At 39.1% G+C, this 26467-nt stretch carries 28 protein-coding genes and 1 pseudogene; 3 read left to right on the top strand and 26 right to left on the bottom strand.

Annotation, left to right across the window (positions count from 1 at the left end):
• From FL972_RS11415 to FL972_RS11305, 25 genes and pseudogenes are all read right to left on the bottom strand, one after another.
• Positions 1-3075, bottom strand: a complete 3075-nt coding sequence (locus tag FL972_RS11415; protein WP_014773264.1) for an efflux RND transporter permease subunit — start codon at positions 3073-3075, stop codon at positions 1-3.
• A gap of 4 nt (positions 3076-3079) precedes the next feature.
• Positions 3080-4114: an efflux RND transporter periplasmic adaptor subunit gene (locus FL972_RS11410; RefSeq protein WP_103923946.1), complete on the bottom strand. Its 1035-nt coding sequence runs from the start codon at positions 4112-4114 to the stop codon at positions 3080-3082.
• A 71-nt stretch (positions 4115-4185) separates the two neighbouring features.
• On the bottom strand, positions 4186-4779 hold the full coding sequence (locus FL972_RS11405; protein ID WP_200820542.1) for a TetR/AcrR family transcriptional regulator: 594 nt from the start codon (positions 4777-4779) through the stop codon (positions 4186-4188).
• A 151-nt stretch (positions 4780-4930) separates the two neighbouring features.
• Positions 4931-5362, bottom strand: coding sequence for a PaaI family thioesterase (locus tag FL972_RS11400; protein ID WP_014773261.1), 432 nt, complete (start codon positions 5360-5362; stop codon positions 4931-4933).
• Between the two features lie 52 nt (positions 5363-5414).
• Positions 5415-5903, bottom strand: coding sequence for a luciferase domain-containing protein (locus FL972_RS11395; protein WP_014773260.1), 489 nt, complete (start codon positions 5901-5903; stop codon positions 5415-5417).
• A gap of 13 nt (positions 5904-5916) precedes the next feature.
• The gene (locus FL972_RS11390; protein WP_014773259.1) at positions 5917-6798 is read right to left on the bottom strand and encodes a dioxygenase family protein; all 882 of its coding nucleotides are present in this window, start codon (positions 6796-6798) and stop codon (positions 5917-5919) included.
• 84 nt (positions 6799-6882) lie between these two features.
• On the bottom strand, positions 6883-7548 hold the full coding sequence (locus tag FL972_RS11385; protein WP_014773258.1) for an NAD(P)-dependent oxidoreductase: 666 nt from the start codon (positions 7546-7548) through the stop codon (positions 6883-6885).
• Positions 7548-7925 (bottom strand): DoxX family protein, encoded by a 378-nt coding sequence (locus FL972_RS11380; RefSeq protein ID WP_014773257.1) that lies wholly within the window; start codon positions 7923-7925, stop codon positions 7548-7550. Before FL972_RS11380 ends, FL972_RS11385 begins: the two co-directional genes overlap by 1 nt.
• 111 nt (positions 7926-8036) lie before the next feature.
• A complete protein-coding gene (locus FL972_RS11375; protein ID WP_146914385.1) occupies positions 8037-8450 on the bottom strand; it encodes a hypothetical protein in 414 nt (137 codons plus the stop codon).
• A gap of 43 nt (positions 8451-8493) precedes the next feature.
• Positions 8494-8847, bottom strand: a complete 354-nt coding sequence (locus tag FL972_RS11370) for a nuclear transport factor 2 family protein (protein WP_014773255.1) — start codon at positions 8845-8847, stop codon at positions 8494-8496.
• 83 nt (positions 8848-8930) lie between these two features.
• Positions 8931-9692 (bottom strand): SDR family NAD(P)-dependent oxidoreductase, encoded by a 762-nt coding sequence (locus tag FL972_RS11365; RefSeq protein WP_144605546.1) that lies wholly within the window; start codon positions 9690-9692, stop codon positions 8931-8933.
• A 45-nt stretch (positions 9693-9737) separates the two neighbouring features.
• On the bottom strand, positions 9738-10607 hold the full coding sequence (locus FL972_RS11360; RefSeq protein ID WP_014773254.1) for an SDR family oxidoreductase: 870 nt from the start codon (positions 10605-10607) through the stop codon (positions 9738-9740).
• A 96-nt stretch (positions 10608-10703) separates the two neighbouring features.
• Positions 10704-10970 (bottom strand): ArsR/SmtB family transcription factor, encoded by a 267-nt coding sequence (locus FL972_RS11355; RefSeq protein WP_160111209.1) that lies wholly within the window; start codon positions 10968-10970, stop codon positions 10704-10706.
• 370 nt (positions 10971-11340) lie between these two features.
• Positions 11341-12339: a DUF2971 domain-containing protein gene (locus tag FL972_RS11350; protein WP_103923797.1), complete on the bottom strand. Its 999-nt coding sequence runs from the start codon at positions 12337-12339 to the stop codon at positions 11341-11343.
• A 141-nt stretch (positions 12340-12480) separates the two neighbouring features.
• Positions 12481-13686 (bottom strand): SIR2 family protein, encoded by a 1206-nt coding sequence (locus FL972_RS11345; RefSeq protein ID WP_103923796.1) that lies wholly within the window; start codon positions 13684-13686, stop codon positions 12481-12483.
• 87 nt (positions 13687-13773) lie between these two features.
• A complete protein-coding gene (locus FL972_RS11340) occupies positions 13774-14901 on the bottom strand; it encodes a hypothetical protein (protein WP_144605544.1) in 1128 nt (375 codons plus the stop codon).
• Between the two features lie 41 nt (positions 14902-14942).
• Positions 14943-15674 (bottom strand): ATP-binding protein, encoded by a 732-nt coding sequence (locus tag FL972_RS11335; protein ID WP_144605542.1) that lies wholly within the window; start codon positions 15672-15674, stop codon positions 14943-14945.
• An 85-nt stretch (positions 15675-15759) separates the two neighbouring features.
• On the bottom strand, positions 15760-16404 hold the full coding sequence (locus FL972_RS11330; protein ID WP_255590697.1) for a tyrosine-type recombinase/integrase: 645 nt from the start codon (positions 16402-16404) through the stop codon (positions 15760-15762).
• A pseudogene (locus FL972_RS19665) lies at positions 16402-16548 on the bottom strand (phage integrase N-terminal SAM-like domain-containing protein); the annotation flags it as partial. The pseudogene FL972_RS19665 and the gene FL972_RS11330, both read right to left, overlap by 3 nt.
• A gap of 18 nt (positions 16549-16566) precedes the next feature.
• Positions 16567-16722 (bottom strand): hypothetical protein, encoded by a 156-nt coding sequence (locus FL972_RS19435; RefSeq protein ID WP_184496413.1) that lies wholly within the window; start codon positions 16720-16722, stop codon positions 16567-16569.
• Positions 16723-16798: 76 nt separating this feature from the next.
• Positions 16799-17815, bottom strand: coding sequence for a toprim domain-containing protein (locus FL972_RS11325; RefSeq protein ID WP_186300107.1), 1017 nt, complete (start codon positions 17813-17815; stop codon positions 16799-16801).
• Positions 17816-18007: 192 nt separating this feature from the next.
• Positions 18008-19030, bottom strand: coding sequence for an AAA family ATPase (locus FL972_RS11320; RefSeq protein WP_144605539.1), 1023 nt, complete (start codon positions 19028-19030; stop codon positions 18008-18010).
• A gap of 108 nt (positions 19031-19138) precedes the next feature.
• Positions 19139-19420 carry a helix-turn-helix domain-containing protein gene (locus FL972_RS11315; protein ID WP_144605537.1) on the bottom strand — a complete coding sequence of 94 codons (282 nt, stop codon included), beginning with the start codon at positions 19418-19420 and terminating at the stop codon, positions 19139-19141.
• An 87-nt stretch (positions 19421-19507) separates the two neighbouring features.
• Positions 19508-20344: a hypothetical protein gene (locus tag FL972_RS11310; protein ID WP_144605535.1), complete on the bottom strand. Its 837-nt coding sequence runs from the start codon at positions 20342-20344 to the stop codon at positions 19508-19510.
• A gap of 12 nt (positions 20345-20356) precedes the next feature.
• Positions 20357-21670 (bottom strand): site-specific integrase, encoded by a 1314-nt coding sequence (locus tag FL972_RS11305; protein ID WP_144605533.1) that lies wholly within the window; start codon positions 21668-21670, stop codon positions 20357-20359.
• Between the two features lie 615 nt (positions 21671-22285).
• Between FL972_RS11305 and FL972_RS11300 the strand changes: the two genes are divergently transcribed.
• The 3 genes from FL972_RS11300 to FL972_RS11285 all read left to right on the top strand — a co-directional run bounded on the left by FL972_RS11300 (position 22286) and on the right by FL972_RS11285 (position 26043).
• A complete protein-coding gene (locus tag FL972_RS11300; RefSeq protein WP_222116031.1) occupies positions 22286-23587 on the top strand; it encodes an RHS repeat domain-containing protein in 1302 nt (433 codons plus the stop codon).
• A gap of 217 nt (positions 23588-23804) precedes the next feature.
• Entirely contained in the window at positions 23805-25688 is a 1884-nt protein-coding gene (locus FL972_RS11290) for an RHS repeat domain-containing protein (protein WP_222116030.1), read from the top strand.
• Positions 25689-25692: 4 nt separating this feature from the next.
• Positions 25693-26043 carry a hypothetical protein gene (locus tag FL972_RS11285; protein ID WP_076503108.1) on the top strand — a complete coding sequence of 117 codons (351 nt, stop codon included), beginning with the start codon at positions 25693-25695 and terminating at the stop codon, positions 26041-26043.
• Between the two features lie 34 nt (positions 26044-26077).
• On the opposite strand, the gene FL972_RS11280 is transcribed toward FL972_RS11285, so the two are convergent.
• Positions 26078-26467, bottom strand: a 390-nt coding sequence (locus tag FL972_RS11280; RefSeq protein ID WP_317129942.1) for a helix-turn-helix domain-containing protein, incomplete at its 5' end; no start/stop codon positions are given.

Genomic DNA, 26467 nt, shown 5'->3' with positions numbered 1-26467 from the left:
TTAAGCAATTGATTTCTTAAGTGATTGATGATACATCACAGGCAGCACATACAAGGTAAGTATCATGGATATCAGCAGTCCAAAGCAAACTACAGCACCTAAAGGCCCCCAAAGAGATGAGCCACTTACAATCATCGGCACCACGCCAACGGCAGCCGCAAAAGAAGTGAGAAATATGGGGCGCATTCTACGCTTACCGGCAGCCACCGCTGCTTCCGCCAATAACATTCCGTTCTTGTTGCGGAGCTCTTCAGCATAATCAATCAGGATAATGCCATTGCGCACGACGATACCCATAAGGCTCATTATTCCGAGGAAGGAGGTAAGCCCAAAAGGATAACCGGTAAGTACTAAACCCATAGCCGCACCCAGAAAACTTAAAGGCATGGTCAGCATCACTAAAAAGACTAATCTCGATCGCTTAAACTGGAAAAGCAAAATAAAATAAATCAACATTACGCCTGCCAGCATGGCTTTGCTCAGCGGTGTATAATTTTCCAATTCACTTTCCTCCTCACCGCCATACGTGAGTTGAACATCGGAACCTGTTTTTATTTTTTTGAGTTCCGGCTTTAGTTCAGCTAATATTTTATAAGGTAGCACCCCTCTTTTTACATCCGCTCGCACCGTAATAGTTCGTACACCGTTCCTGCGGATAATTTGCCCTTCGCTCCAGTCGGTGGTTATGGTAGTTACCTGTCGCACAGGAACTGTGGCACTCAAAAACAGGGATGTTACATTTTGATTTTCGATATCATCAAAACCATCTCTTTTATCGATTGGATTAATGACCTTCACATCTACCGGATAATCTCCTTCCCAAACTGTACCTATAGGTATCCCAGAGAAACCAGATGCTATTGAAGAGGCGATTAGTCCTCGGGTCAACCCTAACCGGTTGGCGAGTTCATCATTCACATCTACACGCACACCCTGCCTTTTATTAAGATAATCCGTACGCGCCCATATAACAGCATCGTTTTGTTGCATTATACTTTTTACATTTTCAGCGATGGCTTTTATGGAATCAATGTTGTTACCGGAAATCCGTACTTCAATCGGAGCGGTTGTGCTCAGCATATCCAATTGTTTCATGCGCACATAGGCATTTGGAAAAATATTGCGTTTTGCTTCATATTCATCCAATATTGCCACGGCATCGTCGGCTGTTATGGTATTGACTACCAACTGCGCATAATTTTTTGATGGGAAATTAGGTGCGTAGGTAGTGTGGAAACGTGGTGAGCTGGTACCCATGAAGGAGGCTACATTAACCACCCGACTATCACTCATGAGCAATACCTCCATACTATCGGCAACAGCAACTGTTTGGGCAAGTGTGTATCCTTCCGGTAGATAAATTTCTACGGCAAACTGATTCCTCTCCACTTTTGGAAATAACTGTCGTGGCAACAGTGCCATGATTGCTCCGCCTAATAAAATGGAGAGTAAGCCTACCAGCATGGTCAGCTTTGGTCCTCTGAAGGCACTTTCGAGTGTGCTATTATAAAACTGTTGCACCCAATCGAGTAGTGACTTCTTATCGGCTTTTGCTTCTTCCGCTTCTCCTTTCCTGACTCCTTTTTTGATAAATACATAGCTCATGTAAGGAACCAGAAAGTAGGCCACCAGCATAGACGTAAACAAGGCCACACCAATGGTAACAGGCAGAGAACCAACAAAATCACCGGTCATTCCAGATAAGAAAAATACCAAAGGAACATAGGTAGCGATAATGGCAAGGGTAGCAGAAAATACCGGAACAAAAAGTTCTGTCGCACTTTTCCAGGCAGCATCCCAGGGCGTTTCGCCATGATCTAATTTTTCTACATGACTATCAATAACAACAATGGCATTATCCACCACCATGCCTAATACAACGATTAATCCTGCAAGCGAAACGGTGTGTAGTTCAACACCTAATAAATATAAAATGCCTACGGTTATAAAAATGGTAATGGGGATCGTTACGCCGGCAACCGCAGCTACCCGTAAAGGCAATAACAACATCGTAACGATGATCACAGCGATAATAGCAATGAAAAATTCTTTCAGGAAATGAATAATGGAACGATCTACGGCTGTTGGCATATCAGCAATCTTATCCAGATTTACATCAGAAGAAATTTTAGTCCGGATGGAAGCGAGGGATTGATCCACCTGTTTCCCAAAATCAACAATGTTGTTGCCAGGTTGCATTTCCAATGACACCAGCAAGCTTTTTGCCCCATTGTTTTTTATGAAAGAGTCAGGTTCCTTATATTTTCTAACTACAGTAGCAATATCTTTCATCCGGATGATGTTACCAGCAGGATCGGCATACACGATTTGGTTTTTAATGTCTTCTTCCGATTTGAAATTTGCTGGAATATGTATCGGTGTAATCAATTCTGAATTATTGAGTTCGCCACCGTAATACACAGCACCCTCCAATTGCATGGCGGCAAGCACCGTAATAGGACGCACACCGTAATAAGCCAGTTTAGCATTATCCAGATAAATGGCTATCTGTTCCTGTTGAATTCCGTAGTGTTTTACTTTAGAAACGGCCTTTATTTTTCGCAATTCCGTTTCGATAATTTTCAATTCTTTCTCCAGCTCTTTATAGGTTTTGCTTTCTGATTGTATGGTAAGTAGCAAAGCGGCTGTATCGCCAAAATCATTGTTGGCAATCAGCGCAAGTACCTGCGGTGGCAACTGTAATTTTAATTCGCTGAGGCCGAATTTTATTTTATCCCAAAAGCCATCAGGGTCTTTTACGTTGTTGTTTACTTCCACAAACACAACCAACATTCCTTCTCTGGATATGGAATACGTTTTCTCCCGGTTTACTTCTTTAAAACCGTAAAGAAAACTTTCCACTTTGGTGGCTAATTGGTCTTCCACCTGTTCGGAAGTAGCCCCCGGAAATACACCGATGATCAATCCCTGTCGAATGATGAACTCAGGAAATTCATTTCGGGGCATTACCCAAAGAGAAAATATACCAAACAACACCAACAGACTTGTTATGGTAATGGCTATTTGCTTATACCTCATAGCCAATTCTATGACATTAAACTTATGTGTCGTCATGATGCTATTTTATAATGTTTACCTGTGAGCCCTGGCGAAGTTTGTCTTGCCCTGCCACAATGATTTTATCACCTTCTTTCAAATTTCCGCTGACCAGAATTTTTTGGTCGATTAAAGCAATGGTTTTCACCGCTCGCTTTTGAGCCGTGTTATTTTCTATCACATATACAAACTGCGTCCCTTGTAAATCCTGCTGCATTGCTTTGTTAGAGATAAGAACACCGGTCGCCTTGTTTTGGGTTGCAAAGTTGACTGTACAAACCATACCCGGCTTAATGGCTAAATCAGAATTGTCAACTTCAAGTCTTACCGGATAGGAGTGTGAAAATATATCAGCCGAAACACCAATTTCTCTTACAATACCGGTGATTGTTTTAGAGATAGCTCCAACAGTAATGATGGCCTGATCTCCCTTTTTGAACGAACTGATCTCATCTTCTGGTACGGGAATTTTTACATATACTTTACTGATGTCGAATAATTCAAAAACTGTAATATTTGGAAATACATTCTCTCCCTCCTGAATCGATTTTTTACCTATCACACCCGCTGTAAAAGCATATAGTTTTGTATCGTCAAGTCCTTTTTTTGCAATGGCTGTAGCCGATTTTGCCTGACTTAATCCTGTTTCTACCTCCACCCATTTTATTTCAGACAGGGTACCATTTTCATGCATCGGCATTAACCGGTTATACGCATCCTGTGCCTGTTGTAATTTTTGAAATGCCATCTGGTAGGTGTTCTCCATAGTCGATGGATTTAGTTGTGCCAGCAACTGGCCTTTGTTTACCTGCTGTCCTTCTTCTACTGCTATTTTCGAAACGGTTCCCGGCACCGAGAAACTGAGTGGTGTATTTTTCTTTGGCACCACAACCCCGGAATACCCAACTGTATGGCTTCCTTTAAATTGAATTACTTCTTCTGTTTTAACATTAAGGGAAATGTGCTTCGCACTTTCCGATGATGTATTCTCTCCTGACGAGCATCCGGCCAGGATAACGGAAAACCAAAGAGCGATGTGCAGTTTATTGACTTTCATATTCATTGTTAGTTCTATTAATTACAATTAGACTATTTTAGTTTTTTGGTCGATAATGGGTTAAAAAAAAATTACCTCGCTATGATTCCATAAAAAAGCACGTTCAGCAATCCTTCAAACCGATTTTCTGTTTTTGCATAATTGTTTTTAATGAATAAAGGATATTCTAAACCCTTCAGTGCTGTGACCAGGGCAAAGGCGGTGAGGTTGATGTCTTCTATTTTAAAATCACCTTCTTCAACACCCGTCTTCAATATTCCTTTGATGGTGTTAACCTCTTCGGTGTCATACTTCACTCTGACATTTTCAATGAAACTGTAATGCTCCAGATATTCATCTTTTAAAGCACTGTATAGATTGGTTAATTTGTTAATAACTTTCATTCTTGTTAAAACATAAGCCCGTATTTTTTTTTCAGAGGTAGTTTCTGCATTGATTGCTTTTGCTATGGCAGCACTTAACACATCCGATTCCTTTTCAACGATTGCCTTGAAAATATCTTCTTTGCTTTTGAAGTAATGATAGATGGAACTTTTGCCTTTTCTTGAAGCATGAGCTATTTCATCCATTGTGGTTTTCTTAAAACCATATCTGGCAAAGATGGTTTTAGCGGAATTTAGGATGACCTCACTTACATCGTCTTTAATGTCCATTGTTGTTTCCATTGTTTCTTCCCAAACTATTTATCGACCAAATTAGTTTTTTGGTCGAGTGCAAAGATATACATTTTTTTTAAACCCACTCTTTTAAGAATTCTTTCGGTTGGGGAGTTTAGCTCAAACAAGCTGATTTTTGCATAAATTTGAGCGGCTCATGTTAAGATTCACTCCTTAATGCGCTATACACACATCTTGCGAGGGCGACCGGTTCTTTATTATCGGGCTGAAACAATTCTACATCAACCTTAATGATTGTCTTCCCTTGTTTAATTATTCGTGCTTTTGCTTGTACATCCGCCTTAACGGCTGCATGTAAATAATCAATGCGCATATCAATGGTGTTCAGCCTGTCATTGGGTGAATGTAAAGCCGTTGCCCCGGCCACTCCTCCGGCAGTATCGGCAATGGCGGCCAGAATACCTCCATGCCAGCGGCCTTGTATAAAATCACCAATAAACTCTTCTTTGAATGGAACATGAATATGAACCGAGCCTGCTGTAATCTCAACTATTTTTAAACCGAGTATTTTGTTAGCAGGCATCATGTTTTCGATGGCGTGCTTCAATATTTGAAAATCATTTTCGTGCATGGTTAATTTTTTTTTAGTAGAATTTATTTTTACTGACCCAAACTTCGCCTCATTAATCGCTTATTTCACCTATTGCAAATTGGTAGGAGCGAAAAATAATTTTTTTAATCTCATCGGCCTCCTCTTCGTTTCTGGGCGCGTAAACCATTATGAAGTTTGGCGGCAACCATCCTTTATGCACTACAGGATGCAATTCGCCCCAACCCAGTTCAATTACTTTTTTTACATCACGCTGCGGGAGGCCTAAGTGCATACTGCCATCCGGAGCAGGATGAAAATGCGCAAATTCCGTTTCAACCATAAAAGCATTACAATGTGTGCACATTTTTTCTTCTGACATACACATGGCCTGTGCTCCGGGTACAGAGATTTTGCTATACTCCTTTGAAATATCAGGAAGCGAGAATGCCCAACCAATGAGTTCATCCACCAGCTTTCTGTCTTTTGGTTGTTGATCCAATTGCATGTGAGGATTGCTCGGTGTGGTAGTTGGTTTGGCTCCTGTTCTTTTTGGAAGCTCAAAATCATAATGTAAGGTCATGTTATACTATTGTTTAATGGGTTGATTCAATGATGAAACTACGGTCGCTAAATGCAGGCAAAAGACTTTCATAGGTGTGCTCTATAGTATCGTTGGTATTCAGCATAGCCATAGAATAAATTAGCGGCACATAATGATCGGGAGTCGGGGCAGCCATTTTTCCAAATTTTGTTTTTTCATAATTCATCAAACTTTTTATGTCGCGGTCCACCACTCTCTGTTTTATCCATTCATCAAATTCCTTATCCCATCCATACAAGGTTTTATCGCCTTTGAAAAGTCTGGAACTTGCCAATTGAAGATTATGAACAACGGAACCGCTGCCGATAATCAAAACACCCTTCGTTCTTAATTTCTTCAGTTGAACTGCTAACTCATAGTGGTATTGAGGAGATTGATAATAATCAATGCTCATCTGAAAAACCGGTACATTGGCATCTGGGAAAAGATGACGAAGCATGGGCCAATTGCCATGATCGAAACCCCATTCGGTTGTAGTTCTAATTGCAGGGATGGCTTCTGCTACATTTTTGGCAAATTCCGGAGCACCTGGAGCCATGTATTTTATAGTGTAATATTCGGGAGGGAAACCGTAAAAATCGTAAATCGTTTCCGGCCACGGAGAAACATTTACGTATGTGCCTTTGGTACACCAGTGTGCTGATACTACCAATATGGCTTTAATTTCTTTTGGATATTTTTTTCGTAAGTCAACACCTAAATCAAAAAGATAAGTTAAAAAAGGATTCGCTTTATGAGGAAGGTGTATGTCCATTGGGTTTCCGTGCGAAGTAAAAAGAACCGGAAGGGTTACTTCCTGTTCGGGTAAGCCGGTTATCGAATTGGCCCAGCTCTTTACATTTGAAGTCCCAAAACCTATTGTTGCTGCTCCCATTATTTTTATAAAGTCTGATCGGTTCATTTTACAATTCAAAAGGGAATTTAAATCGGACGCACGTTACTCCGCTACCGGATAAAGTCATTCTGATGAAATAGAAAGTTCTTGCTGGTAATACTTTTCATCATCAACAATGTCCAGCATAAAGCGGGCAACATCTTTTCGGCTGATGGTCATGTTTAGTTTTTTATCGCCTTTAATGCTTACCCGAACTTGCTTCTGCTTTTCACTGCTGCTAAGGCCAACCGGTCGAACAGATGTCCATTTCAGTCCGCTTGTACGAAGTACTCTTTCCTGATCTTCATGACCTGCGTAGGCTACACCAACGTTGGTCTTTTTGATAAGAAATTTAAATATCCAATTTGTTTCTTTGTAGCTATCGCCTGTTCCCCAGGCTGAAACAGTTATCACCCGCTTTACACCGTTTTCATTCATTGCGAAAATTATATTTTTCATACTTGTATACAATAAATCAAGTGGCGAAGTCACTTTTGCCCAAGGCAGGTCAGATTTCCTTCCAATGTTGAGCGCAACAAAGATGGCATGTGTTTCCTTGATAACTTTCCTCACATCATCTATACGCATAGGATTTCCTTCAATGACTTGTAGATTGGGATTTGCAAGTTTGATTTTTTGTTTGTCGCGAACCAATGCTTTTACAACCCAACCTTTTTCCAGGGCTTGTTTTACAATTTCAATTCCAGTTCGGCCATTGGCGCCTAATACGGCTATTGCTTTTATGTCCATTATTTTTTCGTAAAACTTGCCAGCATTTCGGGATTGCGCAGGTAATTACCAATCCAGATCACAGTCAAAATAATGGCAGGCATTATAAACGATTCCTCATGTTGTAGATGAGTGGCAATGGCTCCACCAAAGTGGGCGGTTAACAAAAGAAACCCAAGGGAGGATGTTCTGGGAATAATAAATAAAATGATGAAAATCAATTCGCCAATTCCTATAAACGTGAGGTTATCAATCAATCCCCATTTAGTGAAATTAGTTACCAATTCTTCAGCGTGTGTCAGTTTCATGGTGGCGCTCATAATAACCAACGCACCCACTAGTCCAATTATCACCCATGCGGCAATTTTTCTTGTTTTACTCTTTGTTTGCTTTTCCATGATGGTTTTGTTTACTAAATGAATTTCATTTCCATAAATTCTATACTTAAGCATGATGCTCAAGCAAGAACTGCCAAGTAGTTCACTTACCTGGTTTATATCCGATCAAAATCAGGGCAGGAGATAAACGATTACAGTAATAATCAATCCTGTACCAAAAGCATAGGCAAGCAATTGCCAGGCTCTTGCTCTGTCTTTCACCCTGAATTCTTTTTGATCGATGGTATCTGTTTTCCCCACCTCTCCTAAATTGAACATGTGCCCAAATCCGAAATACACGCAGAACTTATTGTACGCCTGTATGAATCCTGTTGCTCCCATTACTGCCGGAATGAAAACTACAAGTCGCATCCAGTGAGGTGCACTGAACCATAATAAGAGAGAAATGGTAATTACCGTTAGTACCAACCCTGTCCATCCACTTGCTTTTCGCCTTTTGATTTCCTCTCTCCCCATATTGCAGGTTCCGGGAATATATTTTTCATTGGAAGGGTTGCTTCCATTATTTTCATTAAACGATGACATAAAGGCAATGGCTTGATCGAGTGAAATTGCTCTTGTTTTGATTTTAGTTAGTTGAATAATAAAAACGTTCATGAATAATTTGGCCGTCCTTCCATTTTTGCACGGCCACCTGGCACATTTTCATGCGGGGCGCGCCTTTGTAGGTGACATCAAATTCCCATTCTACCATAGTCACATTGTCGCCCACGGCAACTGCTTTTACTTCTGCTCCGTGAAACGTTTCAATCATCTGCATCCCTTGAATTTCCCTTTCCCTGTTGGCTGATTTGCCAACCATTGGGGGTTTGGAGTTTTCCTGCATTACTACATCTTCATGATAATACTTTTCAAAAGCATCCATTTGTTTGCCCGACAGCATTAGCTTGATTAGGTCTTCGATTTTTTCTTTGATGTTCATGGTTTGATATTTTTTCGTGTATAAATAAATTCGGTTTTAGAGCAGATAACTATGTAAGTGCCGATGTTGAATAAACAGAGAATCTAATATGCCGCCATTCCTCCATCTACCACATTAATGGTTGCAGTTATAAATTGGCTATCGTCAGAAGCTAAATACAAAACTACATTGGCTACTTCTTCGGGCTGAACATACCTTCCCAAGGGAATACCTTTTATAAATTCCGCTTTTATTGCCTCTGCATGTCCTGGAGCCATTCCTTCTTCCAGAGAACGCATCATCCGGTTATCAACGGTCCCCGGATTAACTGTATTTACCCTGATTTTTCGTGGGGCAGCCTCCTGTGCTGTGGCTCGCATAATACCAATGGTGGCGTGTTTACTTGCATTATAGGCGGTCATTCCTGAGATGCCAATAAGCCCTGCTACGGAAGATGTAATGATAACACTTCCTCCGTCATTCATTCTTGGTAACACATGCTTCATGCCCAACCAAACCCCTTTCACATTGACAGCAATAACTTTATCAAAATTTTCCTCCGGGTATTCTGTAATTGGCTTTACCACCCCTTCGATCCCTGCATTATTGAAGAACACATCTATTTTGCCAAATTTATCTACTGTTTTCTGTGCATATTTTTCAACATCAGAACTTTGGGTAACATCTGCTACGCAATAATCAACATTTGGTGATTGTAATTCTGTTGCAGCATTTTTCAACGAATCCTCATTTACGTCAACAAGCATTATTTTCGCACCGTTTTGTAAAAAAAGTTTGGCGGTAATCAGGCCGATACTGCCGGCACCACCTGTAATGATTGCAACTTTGTTTTCTAATTTTCCCATATTGGTTTCATTTATGAATTTCTACTATTTAAGGTTTTATTTATCCTACAAGGATTTTGTGCCATATACACTTTTTAGAAAATCCTTTAAATCAAGAGGAGGATGACCAATTAATTTCTTTAATGTATCATCGGCATAATCAAACTCCCCGGCTTTCATGGTCTCGGCAATACTTGCCATCATACCCGTAACATTTTCCGGCAAACCATGTTGCAGCATGCCCTTTTTCAAATCTTCCAGTGGAATATCTACATAGTTTACAGGGGCATTTACAATATCCGAAAGCATAACAGCTATCTCTGTAAAGGTATATGCTTTTAATGCGGTGATATTATACACTTTATTCTGATGGGCAGAAGGGTTGGAAAGTACAACTGCATTGGCCTCTGCCATATCATTTCGTGACGCAAAATTTACCCTTGCATCACCAGCACTGTAATAAATAGCTCCTGTATTGGTAAAATCTCCTAACAACATCGGTAGAAAATCAGCATAATAGGTATTTCCCATAATGGTATAAGGAATTCCTGATGCTTTAATCTCTGCTTCTGTTTTTACGTGATCCATACCTCCACTGAATTTGGAATCAGGGGAAGATTTCAGCACACTGGTGTAAACGATATGCTTTATGCCACTCTCTTTTGCCGCTTTTATGGCATTAGAATGCTGCTCATAACGTCCGGTTATGGAACTTGATGAAACCAGTAAAAGGACATCTACCCCCCGCATAGCCGCAAGCAATGAATCATAATTAAAGTAATCTCCTATGGCAATATCCACTCCTTTTTTTTTGAATGGAGCTCCTTTTTCTTCGGTTCTTACCAATGCCCTAATTGGGGTTTTAGGATTTTTTTTCAATAAAGATTCGATAGTGGCCGCCCCTAAATGCCCGTTGGCTCCTGTAATTAATATCATAATTTTTTGTTTTTAAATTAGTTGGTAGATGTTTTCACAAACTTAATCAAAATTAAAAGATATATTGAAATATATCTATATATTGAATAAAAAAAATTACTTGACCAATTCTTCTTTAAGGGATGTGAGGTATTTTTCTAACAACTTCTTATTTACCGATAAAAGCGAATGTTGTCCATCCTTTTTTGCATGGATAAGTCCGCAATCAAACAGTATTTTAGAGTGGTGTGAAATGGTAGGTTGAGAAAGCGTAAAGTGGCCTTCCAATTCACTGCAACTGATTTCTCCTTTTGCCATGAGTATCTTTAGAATTTTGAACCGCGTGGCATCAGCCAGTGCTTTTGATATTTTGAGCAAATCCATTGTCATTTTGTTTTTTGTAAAGATAATGTTTTGTAAAGAATTTTACTGTTGACCAAAACTAATAGCGAATAAAATAAGGTGCTTTATTGCTGGCCAGGCTGAACTTTATAAGTATAATATACTTAGGGTATGGATGATATTACTGACCTATCTCGAATTCACACTGCCTACTATTTATAGTCTGGCGCGGCTATGGCATGTGCCAAATGCTTGGGGCAATTCGGATGACAACTCTTCTTAAAAATGCGAAGGGTCGGGCCGTTTCTTTTTCTCTCCATGCGTTGGCATATTATTCATAATATTCCCATTCAATAAATTCTAGGTCTTTCCCGTTTGTCGGTTTACATTCAAAGTATTGTAGTTCTTTTGCTTACTTATCAAAAATGTGAAAGATTCTCTTCTTTACGTTTTCTGGAGTTCGCATACCAAAATAGATAGCTTTCAGACTTTCAAGTGGATAATGTCGGATTCTTTCTTCTGGTTCTTGGGGATTTCCAAAGTTTATATGAATCGCTCTCCATTCCTTTTCATATTTCCACGGTGCAGTTTTGGTAGAGAAAACCCATTCTAATTGATGAGCAAAATGATGTGTCCAAGGTTTTGAAAGACCTATCAAATCACAATCGTGTTCATTTTCAAAAACTTGTGAAAACTCGAAAAAATTTATAAACGGCTGTTCGCTCTCATAATTAACTTTTTTAATTCTGTCCCAATACACGTGGGTTTCTAAATCCCATTTGGATAGTCTTTCTTTGTATTTTTTGCAATCTAATTTCCTTCGAGCTTTCCCGATGTAAGGGAAAAGACCTGAATTTTCTAACGCAAACTCTAAACAGATTCCTGAATGCTTGCTGGAATAGTGCGACCACATTAAAAAATCATCATTGCTTTCTGAAAAGCAAGTAGCATAACTATTTTCAAGAAATTTTGACGATATACGTTTAAGTACGCTTTTGAAATTCTCTGAATCAAATTGGAATTCTAGATTGTGTTTCTTTGATGCGGAATCAATAATGCTTTTAATATCAATATCCCAAACTCTTTCTTTTTCATCTTTTAGCTGGTTTATATATTCAAAAACCGTTTGCTGAAATTCTGCAACCTTTGTTCTGTTGTCATTGAATGCAAGTAGGTTTTTGTCGTTCTTCCTTTTTTTGTCAGTTAAGGCATCATTGAGCGATAGGGTTGACTTAAAAAGAAAATAAATCAGATATTCTACTTGCTCGGATTTCTCACAACTAAATTCAATCCGAGCCGACAAATCAAGCGGGTCATTCAATTCGAAGTAGGAAGCGAAGTACAACTCTTGATAGTAAAGTTCCTTAAAAAGAAATTCTGAAAGTGGGCGATATTTATAGAGAATCTTCAATTTCCTGCAGTGGTAATAATTTTTCAGTCAGCTATCCTTGTATGCAGCACAACTTTTGGCTATGAGTATTATCCCTAAGTGGAGCGGCATAGGTGGTGTTACAAGTTTTTTATTATTTATTTTTTATTAAATGAACAGTTTTTATTCAAATTTAAAGGTTTCATCAAAGTATTCCTTTTTGACGATGATGTAAGATGAGGGTATGCCATAATCAAATGTGAATCTTTCAAAGATCAAATCCGGGTTGGGATTATGGATAATAATCTTTGGAAATGTTTTCCGTTTGAGAAATGCCGATTTAAACAATTGATCAGTTCTAATATCAGTTACAGGAAATGAATATCCTATTATATAGATTTCCTCTGCGTTTTCAATTTCTCTTTGTGCTTCAGCCCAAACTCGAGTAAATAATGTTCCAAATAAATCGTATTCTTTATTTTTTACCGGGGGAATTATTAATGGCATAGAATACAAACCTTTATCATTCGATTTTCCTTCAGGCATCAAAGGGTTTTTAATTCTGCTTTTTACTATTGTATAACCTTCAGGAGCAGGTTTACCTATCAAGGGAAGATTTGGTGGATAATAGCCATATGAGAACTCTTCATATCCAGACATGTATCTACCAGCATAGGTTGCATATGGTTTAGTTGCTCGTTCGAAGACATAGAAGTCTTCTACATTAGTTTCCTGGCTTAATTCAAATTTGCCTTCTTTGCTAGGTATAATATGACTTGTAATCCAATTACTAGAACCGTGAAGTTTTAACAACTTCGGGAAATTTCGTTCAATAGATTGATCATCATTATAAATCCAATCATCCCTGAAAACGGCAGAAGGCTGTACAAAATATCCATTTCCACTATTCCAATCAGTTTCTTTCATTAAAGCTCTGTCCATCAAAGTATCCCAATTAAAAGTTATGATTGAGTCTCTCGTAGAAAGTTGTTTAGCTAAATTTTTATGAGTTAAAGATTCATCACCATTCTGAATTTCATTTATTACACTTACAAAAAGAAATATCAATTCATTATAAGCCTTTAATTGTTGAATACCATCTGGGTGTCTAAAAATATTTCCACGATGTAAAGCCTTGTACAATTTTTTTTGAATTTCAGAATGCAGTAATTCGATATCTTCAGAAAAATTCAAAAATTGGAGTGCATCAACTTTATCTCTATCAGATATATAGTTAATTAAATGTCCAATTAATACCCAAGGATTTTCTGAAATTTCAAGTTTTCTAAAGGTTTCAAAAAAGTCTAATGCAACAGGCATTTTCACACCTGTTTTAGATTTGTTATAGCTTTTAGAAGCCCCTGCTCCAAGTATTATTGCTCTTTTCATTTAAAAAATAACGTCAATGTAAGAATCGTAGTTTTGGTTGTGCTGTAGCAATGAAAGGCTCTAATTTCTACAAATTGTTATGGCCTATTAATTTTCTAATAAGTTCATTTGACCGTTAAGCTCTTCTTCCAGTCTTACATTTTCGAGAAATGGTGAATTTTTTACTTTGTCATAAAGATTTAGTAATCGGCTGTTAGCCCGTTTTACTACAGTATCGTAAAGTAAAGGAATTATTTTAGTTCCCCCTTGATGCGTTTCCTGAGCTTCAAGTGGATCAATTTCCGAACCGAGAACGAAACATGTTATTTTATTTTCAGGAGTGACATATCCTTTTTTTGTTAACTCCTTCACATATCCCCATGCTTGACTTTTTTGCTCTGAACTAAGGGGAACACCTGGCTTTTTTAATTCCACTATCGTAAGTCTATCTACGCCAATTTCACCGCCTTCATCATCATATTTAGGATATGAGTAGAGACCTACTGTACTGTCACTTAAAATTGCGAAATCTGGTCTTTTTCTTGAGCCTTTCTCTATTCCTCCGTATAAATTTTGTATTACTGATGTCATTCCTTGATTTGAGGTGTATTCGATAGTTTCGTATTCGGGTCCAAAAATCCATAGGCCCTTTTTGAATAAAGGTTGCAACTCCTGAACCTCATCAGTATCCTTTGAAAGTACTTTGATTTTTAACTGCTCCAATAATTTTAGCCTAAATTGAAGTTCATCCAAAACTATTTTTGCAAGATCCACATTCCATTCTTCTAGAATCTCATTGAGATTATCCAGTTGATTTGGATCAAGTTCATATAGAGCGTGTATAAGGCTGAATTGAGATTGTGATTCCTCCAAATTGGCTAGGATTGTCCCAAGCTTTGCAAGTTCTGTTTCATTAATTGATGGGCATTCCTCCTGCACTTGAGTTATAAACGAATTCCATTTTGTTTGACCAATTAGCCCAATCCTTTTAAGAGTTTGATTATTTTGTGATTTGATGTCATAAAAAGTTTCTTTACGTTTTTCTTTAGAAATATCCAAAACAAAATCTTTAACCTTGTTGAGTACAACCTCATTTACTGATTGAAATTCGTCACTATTTGATTTAAATCCAGACCAATCCGGATGTATGTTTTTTTCGGAATTTAAAATATCTGCCAAAACGATAAAGATAAATCTTTTGGCTTCTATACGTCTTCCGTCAATAAGATGATCCATACCAGTTCCTTTCCACGAACACTCACCAACTAACCTCCCATTCACATGCCATGTTGATGGGTAGTTTTGTCAGTTGATAAAGTATCGATTGCAATTAGTTTAACTTCTCCAAAACCTTCCACGGTTAGAATAAACTCCTTAATATTTTTCTCTGGTATATCTAGAAAGGTTATTTTTTCTCCATCAATTGCAACTTCGAAATTTGGGTCAGTAAGGAATCTCATACCAATCTCTCTTTTGATTAAATTAGCCGAGATTATGGGAATTTTGGCATTATCTGCATAAACCATTGTTCCATGTCCAGTTACTCCTTCTTTACTATCTATTTTCTGGAAGAATATTTCGCCTTCATTCCCTTTAAATACTTTTACAGTAACTTCATTATTCTTTTTCCATGTTTTAACAAAGAAAGACGGACCAAAACAAAACCCTGCAAATCGTCCTTTGCCGTTTTTTCCAAAAGCAAGTCGTTTTGAAATAAATGAGTTTTCTCTAGGTATTTCAGCATAAATACCCTGATCTCTTTGCCTATTATATGCCAATTTTCTAAAACGTTTATCAAATTCGGATTCAGACATCCCATGTCCATTATCTCTGATGAAGAAAGAATTGTCTGATTCGTTAGGCCATTTGATTTCCACTTTAGAGGCACCTGCATCCCAAGAATTTGCAATTAGCTCTATTATAGCAATCTTTGGTTCACTCACTATTCCAGTACCAGTAAATGATTCGAGGAATCTCTCGTCAAATAATGCTGTTTGTTTTCCTTCCATGAGTTTTCATTATTAGCTATAATACTTTTTGGTTACAGCATCACCACTTCCCTATTGCCTATATATCACCATTGTCCACAGGTCTTTAGGGATCTGCTGTGACCAAATTAAGGATTTCGTCGATCCCATCAAGTGGACTTTGAATATTTTTATTTGATATCGATAGCACATGCGTATATATTTCAGTGGTCTTACTACTTTCATGACCAAGGAGAGCTTGCACATAACGCAAATTTGTCCCCTTTTGAAGTAGATGAGTTGCAAAACTGTGACGCAAAGTGTGTACAGTCGCCCAAGGGTTTGAATTGCTATTCTTTATTGCTCTTCGAAAAACGGCTTGAATGCTTGTCGCTGAATACTGACCTCCTTCCTGCCCTTCAAATAGCCAATAACTGGGCTTATAAGCTTTGTAATACTCTCTAAGCATTACTAGCAGAATTGGTGAAAGCACAGTTTTCCTATCTTTTTTTCCTTTTCCTCCCTTGATGAAAATGTAACCATCATCAGAATGAATATCTCGTTTTCTTAGGTTTAGATATTCCGACGAAAGGTTGATAGCTTCACTTATTCTTAATCCAGCACTGTAAATAAGCATCAATACAGCTCGGTGCTTTATATTCTCCACACTGCAAAGGATTGCTTTGATCTCTTCCTGACTGAGTACATTGGGCAGCGTTAGGCTTTTCTTAGGTCGTTGGATATCATAAATAGTCCGTTCTCTACCCAGCACGTGTTCATAATACGCCTTAATCGCGTTTATCAACGTATTTTGCGCACTTTCTGAAATTTTATATTTGGTGATCTGATGATAGACAAAGGCTTCTATTTCTTCCTTTGTCACATCCTTAATATTTCGACTTTCAAAAAAAGATAAAAATTGAGTTAATGATGATCAATAGTTCTTTACTGTAGATGGGCTATAGGCTTTAAGAATTAATTTCTGCTCCAAATCTGCCAGTGCCTGGACGGATTGCGTATTCATGATTCTAACTGGTACTGCAACTTTTCTTTCAGATGGCCTGACTTCAGATTTACCTTTATATAACATTTGAAGTTGATCCCAATTAGCTTTTGTATTGACGAGACTCCAAAGTATTCCACTTTAACCCCCAGACCGAATATTGTCACTTGTGAACCCCACCCACCAAAAATGCATTAACATCCTCAAAACCAGAAAAGTGACATCTTTGATCAGAAACATTCGTTTGGATCTTCCAGATTTCCATCGCTTCTGAAGGAATGATTTTCATATTGGAAAGGAGAATTCCAATTTTGTCCCTACTCCCCCTCAATGCCTCCAAATCCCAATCGGTAGGTGATCCTTTTTGAAGGCAATAACGGAATAGCTGGGCTACTCTAATAAAATTAATTGTACACTTCTCTCCCGTAACATCATTATCCAAATAGAGATCAACTACTTCACACTCTTCCAAAACATCCAGAATTAAGCGAAAACTGAGATTGGCAGTACTATTCAGAATAATGGCTTTGAAATCTGTAGCTCTAGAAAGCTTCAGATAACTCAGAAAGTCAAACCAGCCTTCAAAAACTTTGATGCCTTTAACAGTCCCAAGGATTCGAATTGAAGTACCTCCTCCAAGAATGTTCCCCTTAAAAATAGAGGATCGAAGTACCCATCCACCCGATTCATTTGGAAAACCCACTGCGAAATATCGCTTTCCCTTATTCCGCCAATGCACCTCTTTACCGAAAGGAGCAATATCCTGAAGATCAATACCCCTGCCTCGAATGTATTGGATAAGTGCATCATGGCTGATCTCAGCCACCTTTTCCACCACTATTTTCTGGGCAATCTCAGGTTTTTGTCTAGGAACAAATTTTCTTACCGGAACTGATCCAGAGAGGCTTTCCACTGATTCGAAGAAGGTTTTGTTTTCAAATTCCTGGACTGCTGCGATAACGTCTCCGCCCTTTCCTGCGGCATGATCATACCACACATTCGCTTTGTCATCTACGGCAATCGAGCCAGTTCGCTGTTCCAAAAAACCAAAAAAAGATTCTTTGCCGTGGATGCCTTCGTATTTAAGAAAACCCGATTTGACCAGGCTATGAAAATAATCGAGCACAGGGAAGGTCTGTTTGATCTTGGCAGCTTCTTGTTTTACTTCAGAGTAGTTCATAATATTTACATTTTTATATAAATACATCTATACATAAATAATGCATCTTCTTGATTTAAAGGAATCTTGTCTTTCCTTTTGTCGTGAATTGTCAGATTACCTGCAAAAAGAAAAAGAGGGGTAAGGGCAAGTTGAATTCGTACGAATCGCACACCTCGTACCCCTCGTACCGTTCGAACAGTTCGTACAAGGTTATTCAGCTACCTCATTTTGCTTTAACCACTTCCTCACAGCTCCCTCCGACACTCCAAGTTCCTGTGCTATTTTCACATTCGAATGCCCCTCTTCTTTTAGCTCAAAGGCCTTGCTTTTCATCTGAGACCTATCTGTTAGTGTCACCTGCTTCAAATGATCGGACTCATTCGAGAATTCTAAAAATTGAAAGGAACTGAAGTTCGTGTTCTTGCCGATTTTGCAAACCAATACCTTCTCAGATGGAAATTCAAAAGCTCCATATCGAACCTTGATTTGCTTTAGATATTTGACAGAGGGATCTTTTTGGCTTTCCCCCACAGCGAAGCATGAATCGATTAAGTTGATAAAGCTTTTACTACCCTGGATATCATTCCTGCTGATCGGAGCAAACAAATTCCGTTTGGGTGTATGGGCTATTAATAAGATTGACCAGCCGTAAATCTTCTTTAGATTATTTAGCCTAATCAGAAATGGTGTAGTGTTTTTGGCTTTTTCATTATCTGAAATCAGACAGGACAGGTTGTCGATCACCAGAATTCTAGCACCTGATTTAGAAGTCTGATTTTCAATTTCCTTAAACAGAAAAGTCTCGTATTCTTCTATGGATTCATCATATCCATGGGGATTGATTTCAGCTCTCAAAAAAAGCTCGCTAAATTCAAAATGGTCGAATAAGATATCTTTGACTTTATCGTATTGGGCATATCGCATTTCAAACTGCTTAGCCGTCAATTCCAGGTCAAAGTAAATGACTTTGGAAGCCTTTAGATCCATTTCGAGTCCAAGAGTCGGAACTCCCTTAGTGACGCTATCTATGATTTGGACGGCTAATAGCGACTTACCCTGATTGGTATCAGCGAAGAGAATGCATAGCTCTTCCTCATACCAAAATGGCCCAAATATCTTCTTGGGGATTGGTTTACTTTTGGCTTCATCTATCCAGTCATTTGCTGATTTGATTATTAAGAAATCCTCTGAACGAGGATCATTAGAGTTAGTATTTAGATTTGTTGAGGTCATTTTTCTGCATGTAAGAGTTTGATAAAGAATGCAGAAACAGTATCTTTAAGTCGTCAAACAGGATACTGAATCCACAAAAACAATTGAGCGAGTTCGAAAGGACTCGCTTTATTTTTTTCTGGGGTTCCGCTGTCGACCAGCACTGAGGACTTCAGATTTTTTGAAATACACACTGCTGTTTATCATGTGTTCCTTTAGGAAGCCCTCCTTTCTCCAATTATTTATGGTAGTTCGGGATCTCCCTAGGAGCTTCATCACTTCGGGGATTTTGATGAATTCCTCTTCCAGGGTAGAAGGGTTAGAGATTTTGGATAGCTTGAAGACGATCGCTTCCGCTATTTCATTGATGAGTTGCCCTTTATCGATGGGACTTAAGATTACATTGTTCATGATCCGCTGAAAATTTGTTTCTGGCCGAATCTGCCCAAAAATGACCTTGGATAGGTAGTGGGATACTATCCAAAAAGAATTACCGATTTACAAATCCGTTCTTTTTCCCATAAAATCATCAACCAAGGCAGCTTTTCTTTTCAAACCTGCTTTGGCAAAAATTTCTCTTACTTTAAAAAGTTGTTCTTTCCTTTTGCTGCTAAGCTCCTTGGCGGTGAGGATATCATTAGAAATCTTGGAGAAATAATCCCGGACTCCTCTATCAGTTCCGCCGATTACGCTGGAGATCACCTTATCAAATCCTCCGCTGGTTATCTCTTGATCTTTTTGAAGCGCTTTTTGCTTCAAATCATTAAGCACTCCTGGATTTCCAATTAGAAATTCAATAGCAAGAAGCGAGATAGTTTTGTCATACTCCACCAAATCAATTAGCTCCTCCTTATAATCTCTGCCTTTTCTTAAGTTGGAGTAAAAGGCTTCGGCTCCTTCGTTGTCATCGAGATCTAGACCTAAGAAAGCTTTGTGATTTTCAGGTTTGGCAATAGGATCTATGTAACTAAAAAATCGCTTTGTCTCGCGCAAATTCTTTCTGGCTTTTCCCATTATCACAATAAATGTCATTATTGATCCTGCCATGACGAACAACCCAAATGCATATTTTAAAACTGATGGATGAACTAGGATGATGAAAAAGACAGCTGCAAAAAGTGTCAAAGCTATGAAATACCCAAGGCTCTGAAGCAAGTATCCTTTCCTCTTATGAAATGTGGAGAAATCCTCAAAGAACATCTTGTTCTGATCAAAAATGTGCCAACCCAATCTGTAGGCTAATATTCTTTCCTCTTCGGAGAGTTCATCAAAATACCAAAATGATTCTTTTGCTTTGTATTGACCTAGTGAAAGGTTTGAGCCAAAATTTTTCATACTTAGGTTGGTTTAGTCCCACGCTAGGCTCATTGCATCTCTTTTTCTTTCCTCATCTACCTCAACGTATCGTTTAAAACTTTTATAGTCTGAGTGTCCAGTGATCTTCATTACCACTTCAGCCGGAATTCCTTTACCCAGTGAAAGGGTGACAAATGTTTTTCTACCGGTATGCGCGCTTACAAGTTCATGTTTGGGATAAATTTTGGAATCCCTTACCGCTCCTCGATATCTCACAATCTCTACTGGATCATTTATTTCAGCTAATTCACATAGTTCTTTGACGTATTTATTAAATTTTTGGTTTGAGATCATTGGTAGCGGAAGAACCCTTTCCTCATACTTCTTCAATATTTCTCTGGAAATCCGAGTCAGAGGAACGATGGACGGCTCCTTAGTTTTTGTGATTGTCAATCTAATTTCGTTTTGCTTGATATGCTCTCTTTTAAGCTGGAGTAAATCTGAAAATCGATAGCCTGTCACACAGCTGAAAAGAAAAATATCTTTGACTTGACTTAATCTTGGATTCGCACTCACATCAAGCGCATACAACGCATCGAATTCTTTCTGATTAAGTGCAATTACTTCAAGTCGATCCTTTTTAACCGAATATTCTTTGTAGCCATCATGGGTCTTTATTCCTCTTCGTCTTGCATAGCCCAAAAATGTCTTCAGTGTGCTTATTTGTTTTGCTATAGTGATGTTATTCAATTTTTTAACATTTCCAGTAGTAGGGTGTATCTCTTGCCAGTCAATCAAAAAATTCTGGAAATCCTGCATAAAGGAATAGTCCATATTCTCAAAACGAACTCGTTTCCGCTTTTCGTCTTCAAAGTTTTTTAGATGCTTTTTGAGTGACTTGTATACGACCAAGCTTCCTTTTACTCTGGAAAGCTCGTTCTCTCTAATATATTGATCAATAAAATCGTAAACTAGGTTTTCTGGTTCTACTTCTTTCTTTTTTGGTATTTTCGATTCCTTATAAATGGAGACGATTTCATGGGAATCATAGGGGACTCCGGAAAATCTGAGACCTTCTTCGATGCGTTGAATTTCAAATTTCAATTCATTGAGCTCCGCTTGGTACTTCAAAAGAATTGCTTTTGGAGGGATAACATCACCAAACTTCATTTCCAACTGAGCCATTTTTTTAGAAGTCATAATGACTATCTCCTTCTTTTCGTCTGACCACAGCTCCGGCAAAAGAGCAATTCCAGTGGAGATTTTCCGTTTTTGACCTCCCATACTTACCATTAGAACGATTGGTTGTTCGCCCTTCTTATTTGCCAAGTCTTTTCGCAGCAAGAATCTCAGTGAAGCTTCCATAAATTAGATCGATTGATTCTCAAATGTAGAAAATAATAAAATCAGGGTCCAATTCAGGGTCTTAAAAGTTGATCAAAGATGGTCATAAGTTGTCAAAACCCTCCAAAAATATATAATAAAATGCTGAAATAGACCAATTAGGGCAGAAATTGGAAAGCTACAAACAAAAGGTTCGAATCCCTCCTCCTCTGCAAAAGAAAAGCCTTTTCGCATCGCGAAAGGGCTTTTTGCATTTAAAACGCCAAGCTGGCTTGAGCGTTTTGGATTGCAAAAAGCCCAAATCGAATGATTGAGATGGCTTTTCTTTTGATACTCCCCCTAAAAGGGATCGCCGTAGGCAATCCCGGTAAGTCTGGCTTTTTCCATTTCGAGTCGTCGGCCCCCCCTCTGGGTCTAGACAAATATGGGTTGGACTAGCCGTAGTTTGAAACTACGCCTTTCTATTCTGCCAATTTGTAATTTGCTTAGGATAAAAGATTTTAACCTTGGGCCAGTCCCGATAAATATCGGGAGCAGGGCGGGAAAACTTCACCCAGCGCCTACTGGAACTTCAGAGCTGCTGAGGAGAATCTACGCCTAGGGGAGGTACAGGAAGGAGATAGTCTGACGCTTGAAGTGGATGTGATTTTCGACAAAAAGAGAAAGGGCATATTGCATCCTTCTGCACTGATCAAAAGTGGAAGTCAAACATTATGGAAGGATCGCTTGCTGGAAGGGGTACAAAACCTTAACTTTTCTCCTAAGATCAATCCGATGTTGATTTATGAGTTTACCCGATTGCTATTGGCAGAGATCGAATCCAAGAAGACCCCAGAAAGCTACCTGATGTATGCGCTATATGATCAGGACAGTGTGCTATACGATCAGGGCAAGGTCTTGGTCAGCAATGCCGCAGCCAATGAGCATGAGCAACTTCGACAGACACTCAAAGTCAAAAAGAATGGATATCTGGAAACCTTTGTGGTCAACGAAACAGCTCAGAATATCTTTTTCGATAATCTAAAAGTGCAAAGCACCAGTCCGATCATCGTTCAGGAAAATGCCTACTATCCCTTTGGTATGACCATCGCAGGATTGGATTATAGCTATAATAATCATACGAATAGGTATCTTTACAACGGGAACGAGATCATGCGGGATCACGGCCTTGAGCTATACGACTTCAAATCAAGGTTTTACGATCCTGCAATAGGCAGGTTTACAAGCATCGATGTGCTGGCCGACCACCCAAGGCAAATCGGGATTTCCCCGTACCAGTTCAGTTGGAACAACCCGATCAGGTATAATGATCCGGATGGGAAATGCCCCAGCTGCTTTCCTATGCTTTATGCTGCCTATCAGGGGATGAAAGCAAAATATTCAGGTATTTTAAGTCAAGTCAACGCTCCATCACAAAGATTGATTTCGGGAACGTCTGGCAATACCCCTTCAAATATCCGAATGAGTGAAACCATGAGGTCTACCATTAAGTTTACAGGTGTTGCTTCCGATATCAATGCGGTTACCGATGTTGGTAAAACTCTTGCCAGGGAGGCTACAATGGACGTTGGCAACACTTTGGACACGGGTGGTGGATTGATTTCAGATGCTGGCATGGCATTGGCAATTCCGACAGAGGGGATGTCTTTGGCACTAGTTCTATTTGGAGAGGTGACATCAGCAGCTGGCAAAGTAATGAAGGGATTGGTTTATTATAGTGAAGGGGATAATAGAAATGCTGCTATTGAAGGAGGGAATATTGTTTTTGGGGTGGCTACTAACAGTTTAACCAAGACAGCTGTAAGAGAGTCAAAAAGGGTTGGAAATATTACTAATTCTCAAGAAGAAACAATAACTGAAACTGTATTGGGAGGGTTAGGAAGTCTATATAATAAAGTTGTTGGTTATTTTACTCATGGAGATGAAAAGGATAAATGACCCGTTTGGTAAGGCAGCAAAAGGACAATTAATAGTTCTTTTAATTGGTTTGATAGTAGCATTGATAATTTATATCATCAAGAATTGGAATTAGATTGACATAAGTTTTAATAATTGTTAAAAAGCCCTGCATTCCTGCCGGGCTTTTGTGTTTTTAGATGCTGAGTGAGTTCTGAACCTGGCACTTGAACAGGAATGCGTCCATCAGGGCGAAGATGTGTTTCCTGTCCTCGGGCTGCAGTTTTTCGATGTCCTGCAGGCGTTTGACAGTTTTTTTGTCGAAGGAGCTGTTTACCCTCTGCAAAAGAAAAGCCTTTTCGCATCGCGAAAGGGCTTTTTGTATTATAGTCAGAGTACCACAAAAACCTATGATTATATTGGAGATTTTGTATATCTGAACAATACGATTCAACACTTTGCACATGAGGAAGGACGTACAGCCTGGGATGGTGGAACGGGCGATCCATATGATGAGTATTTTTATAAAGATCATCTTGGCAATGTCCGTCAGGTAATACGTGCACCTTTTACACTGGCTTTTCGGGCCACCATGGAGGAGGAATACGCTCAAGAAGAAGAGCAACTTTTTGAACAGCTTCCGGAAACAAGGATACTCGACCACCGCCATAACAATACTGCGGGTGGAAACCAAGTGGCCTGGCTGAATGCAGAAAGAGGAAAAATGCTCGGTCCATCAAGAACGCAGGAGGTACAGGAAGGAGATAGTCTGACGCTTGAAGTGGATGTGATTTTCGACAAAAAGAGAAAGGGCATATTGCATCCTTCTGCACTGATCAAAAGTGGAAGTCAAACATTATGGAAGGATCGCTTGCTGGAAGGGGTACAAAACCTTAACTTTTCTCCTAAGATCAATCCGATGTTGATTTATGAGTTTACCCGATTGCTATTGGCAGAGATCGAATCCAAGAAGACCCCAGAAAGTTACCTGATGTATGCGCTATATGATCAGGACAGTGTGCTATATTATCAGGGCAAGGTCTTGGTCAGCAATGCCGCAGCCAATGAGCATGAGCAACTACGACAGACACTCAAAGTCAAAAAGAATGGATATCTGGAAACCTTCGTGGTCAACGAAACAGCTCAGAATATCTTTTTCGATAATCTAAAAGTGCAAAGTACCAGTCCGATCATCGTTCAGGAAAATGCCTACTATCCCTTTGGAATGACCATCGCAGGATTGGATTATAGCTATAATAATCATACGAATAGGTACCTCTACAACGGTAAGGAACTGATCTCCGATCTAAATCTTGGTTTATACGATTATGGGGCGCGTTTTTACGATCCGGCAATAGGACGTTTCCCATCTGTGGACCCCAAGGCACATCTTCTACCTTCTTGGTCGCCGTATGTATTCAGTCTGAATAACCCTATATTGTTTATTGACCCAGATGGGCAATTTCCATATACTTTCCATGTGAGAGCTTTTGCACCTACTGGATCATTTAAGGGATCCGGTTTCCATGATGATGGCAGAGGATTTTCTACAAATGCTGGTGCATCATCAAGGATAAAGCAAAACTTTACAGTTGACCCAACAGCCCAAACATTTTCAGGAGGAACACCGACTAGTGATCCGACATACTGGAATGGTATTAATACCGGAACTGCTACAAATAAGGGAGGTATTTCTACACCCGAATTTGGAGCCAATTCACTTGGTAGTGCCACTGCCTCTCTTTCCTCTAATTTTGAGGGTTCTAATCCTGCATTTAAGGGCTTAGCTCCTAATATTGAAGTTAGTTCTGCTTTATCGATAACAGAGAATTTAGAGAAAGGGCAAGTAACTATTTCGTTCGATCTTTCCAGTAAACAATTTCCGGCAACGGAAGGGTTTGTTCAGGACGCAGCTGGAAACAGTGTATTCTTAGGAGGTGCAGCAGCTTTTGGAAGTGCTGGAAATTTGGTTAATGCTGATAAAAAACAAGTTTCTACAATTGATTTGATAATTGGGATAAATGATAAAGGAGTATTTCAAAATGTAACAATGGGAGGAACGACTTATTCCCTTGATGATTTTAACAATCTACGAACATCCAAACCTGCAGGACCATTCCCCAGAGAGGACAAAGACAAATAAGCAAATGATAAGTTATATAATATACGGGATATACAATCTGGTTTTTCAAATAGCTTCCATCGGCTTTTTGTTTTACGCCAATACATACCTGAATGGGTTCATTATTCCTGATCGCCTTCGATGGAAGAACGGGGGACTAAGGGAAGACCTAACAAGTTTGGCGTTCGCACAAGCAACAGTATTAATAATAGAGGCTGCTTTATTACTGCTTCTGATTTACTACGTTAACAAGTGGTATTTAACCAACTTGGCAGGAGCAAGTGATCCTGTCAAGGTTGCACTATGGACAGCAGGTATTTATGCAGTTATTACTGTGGGGGTAATACTTGTGACGACTTACCTGAACTTCAAATAATTAAAAAAGCCCGGCAAGTCCGGGCCTTTTGCATTTATAGCGCAGCGACATTTTTCTGGAAGAAGTCTTTGAATTTTTTGTTGGTGAGCATCTTGTCTATCAGCTTGAAGATGGTCTGCCTGTCCTCTTCTTCGAGCTGCTGGATAAGCCTGAGCTGTTCTACGGCTGTCTTGTCCTCGATGACGACTTCTGAGGGGATATCCCCATCATATGCAAGTATCTGGTCAGTAGTCATGTTGAAGAGCTGTGCGGCTTTGTAGAGTTCATCCACGGTGATTGCCCTGGTTCCCTTTTCAATTTTGCTGTATGCCGACTTGTCCACCCCCTCTGGGTTTAGACAAATATGGATTGGACTAGAGGTTGTCTCAAAAGTGCAATATGTCACATTGAGCGAAGTCGAAATGTAGGCCACAACGATATAAAT

Origin of the sequence: Algoriphagus algorifonticola (assembly GCF_007655305.1) — a bacterium.
Taxonomy (GTDB): domain Bacteria; phylum Bacteroidota; class Bacteroidia; order Cytophagales; family Cyclobacteriaceae; genus Algoriphagus; species Algoriphagus algorifonticola.
This window is presented reverse-complemented; position numbering and strand designations above follow the sequence as displayed.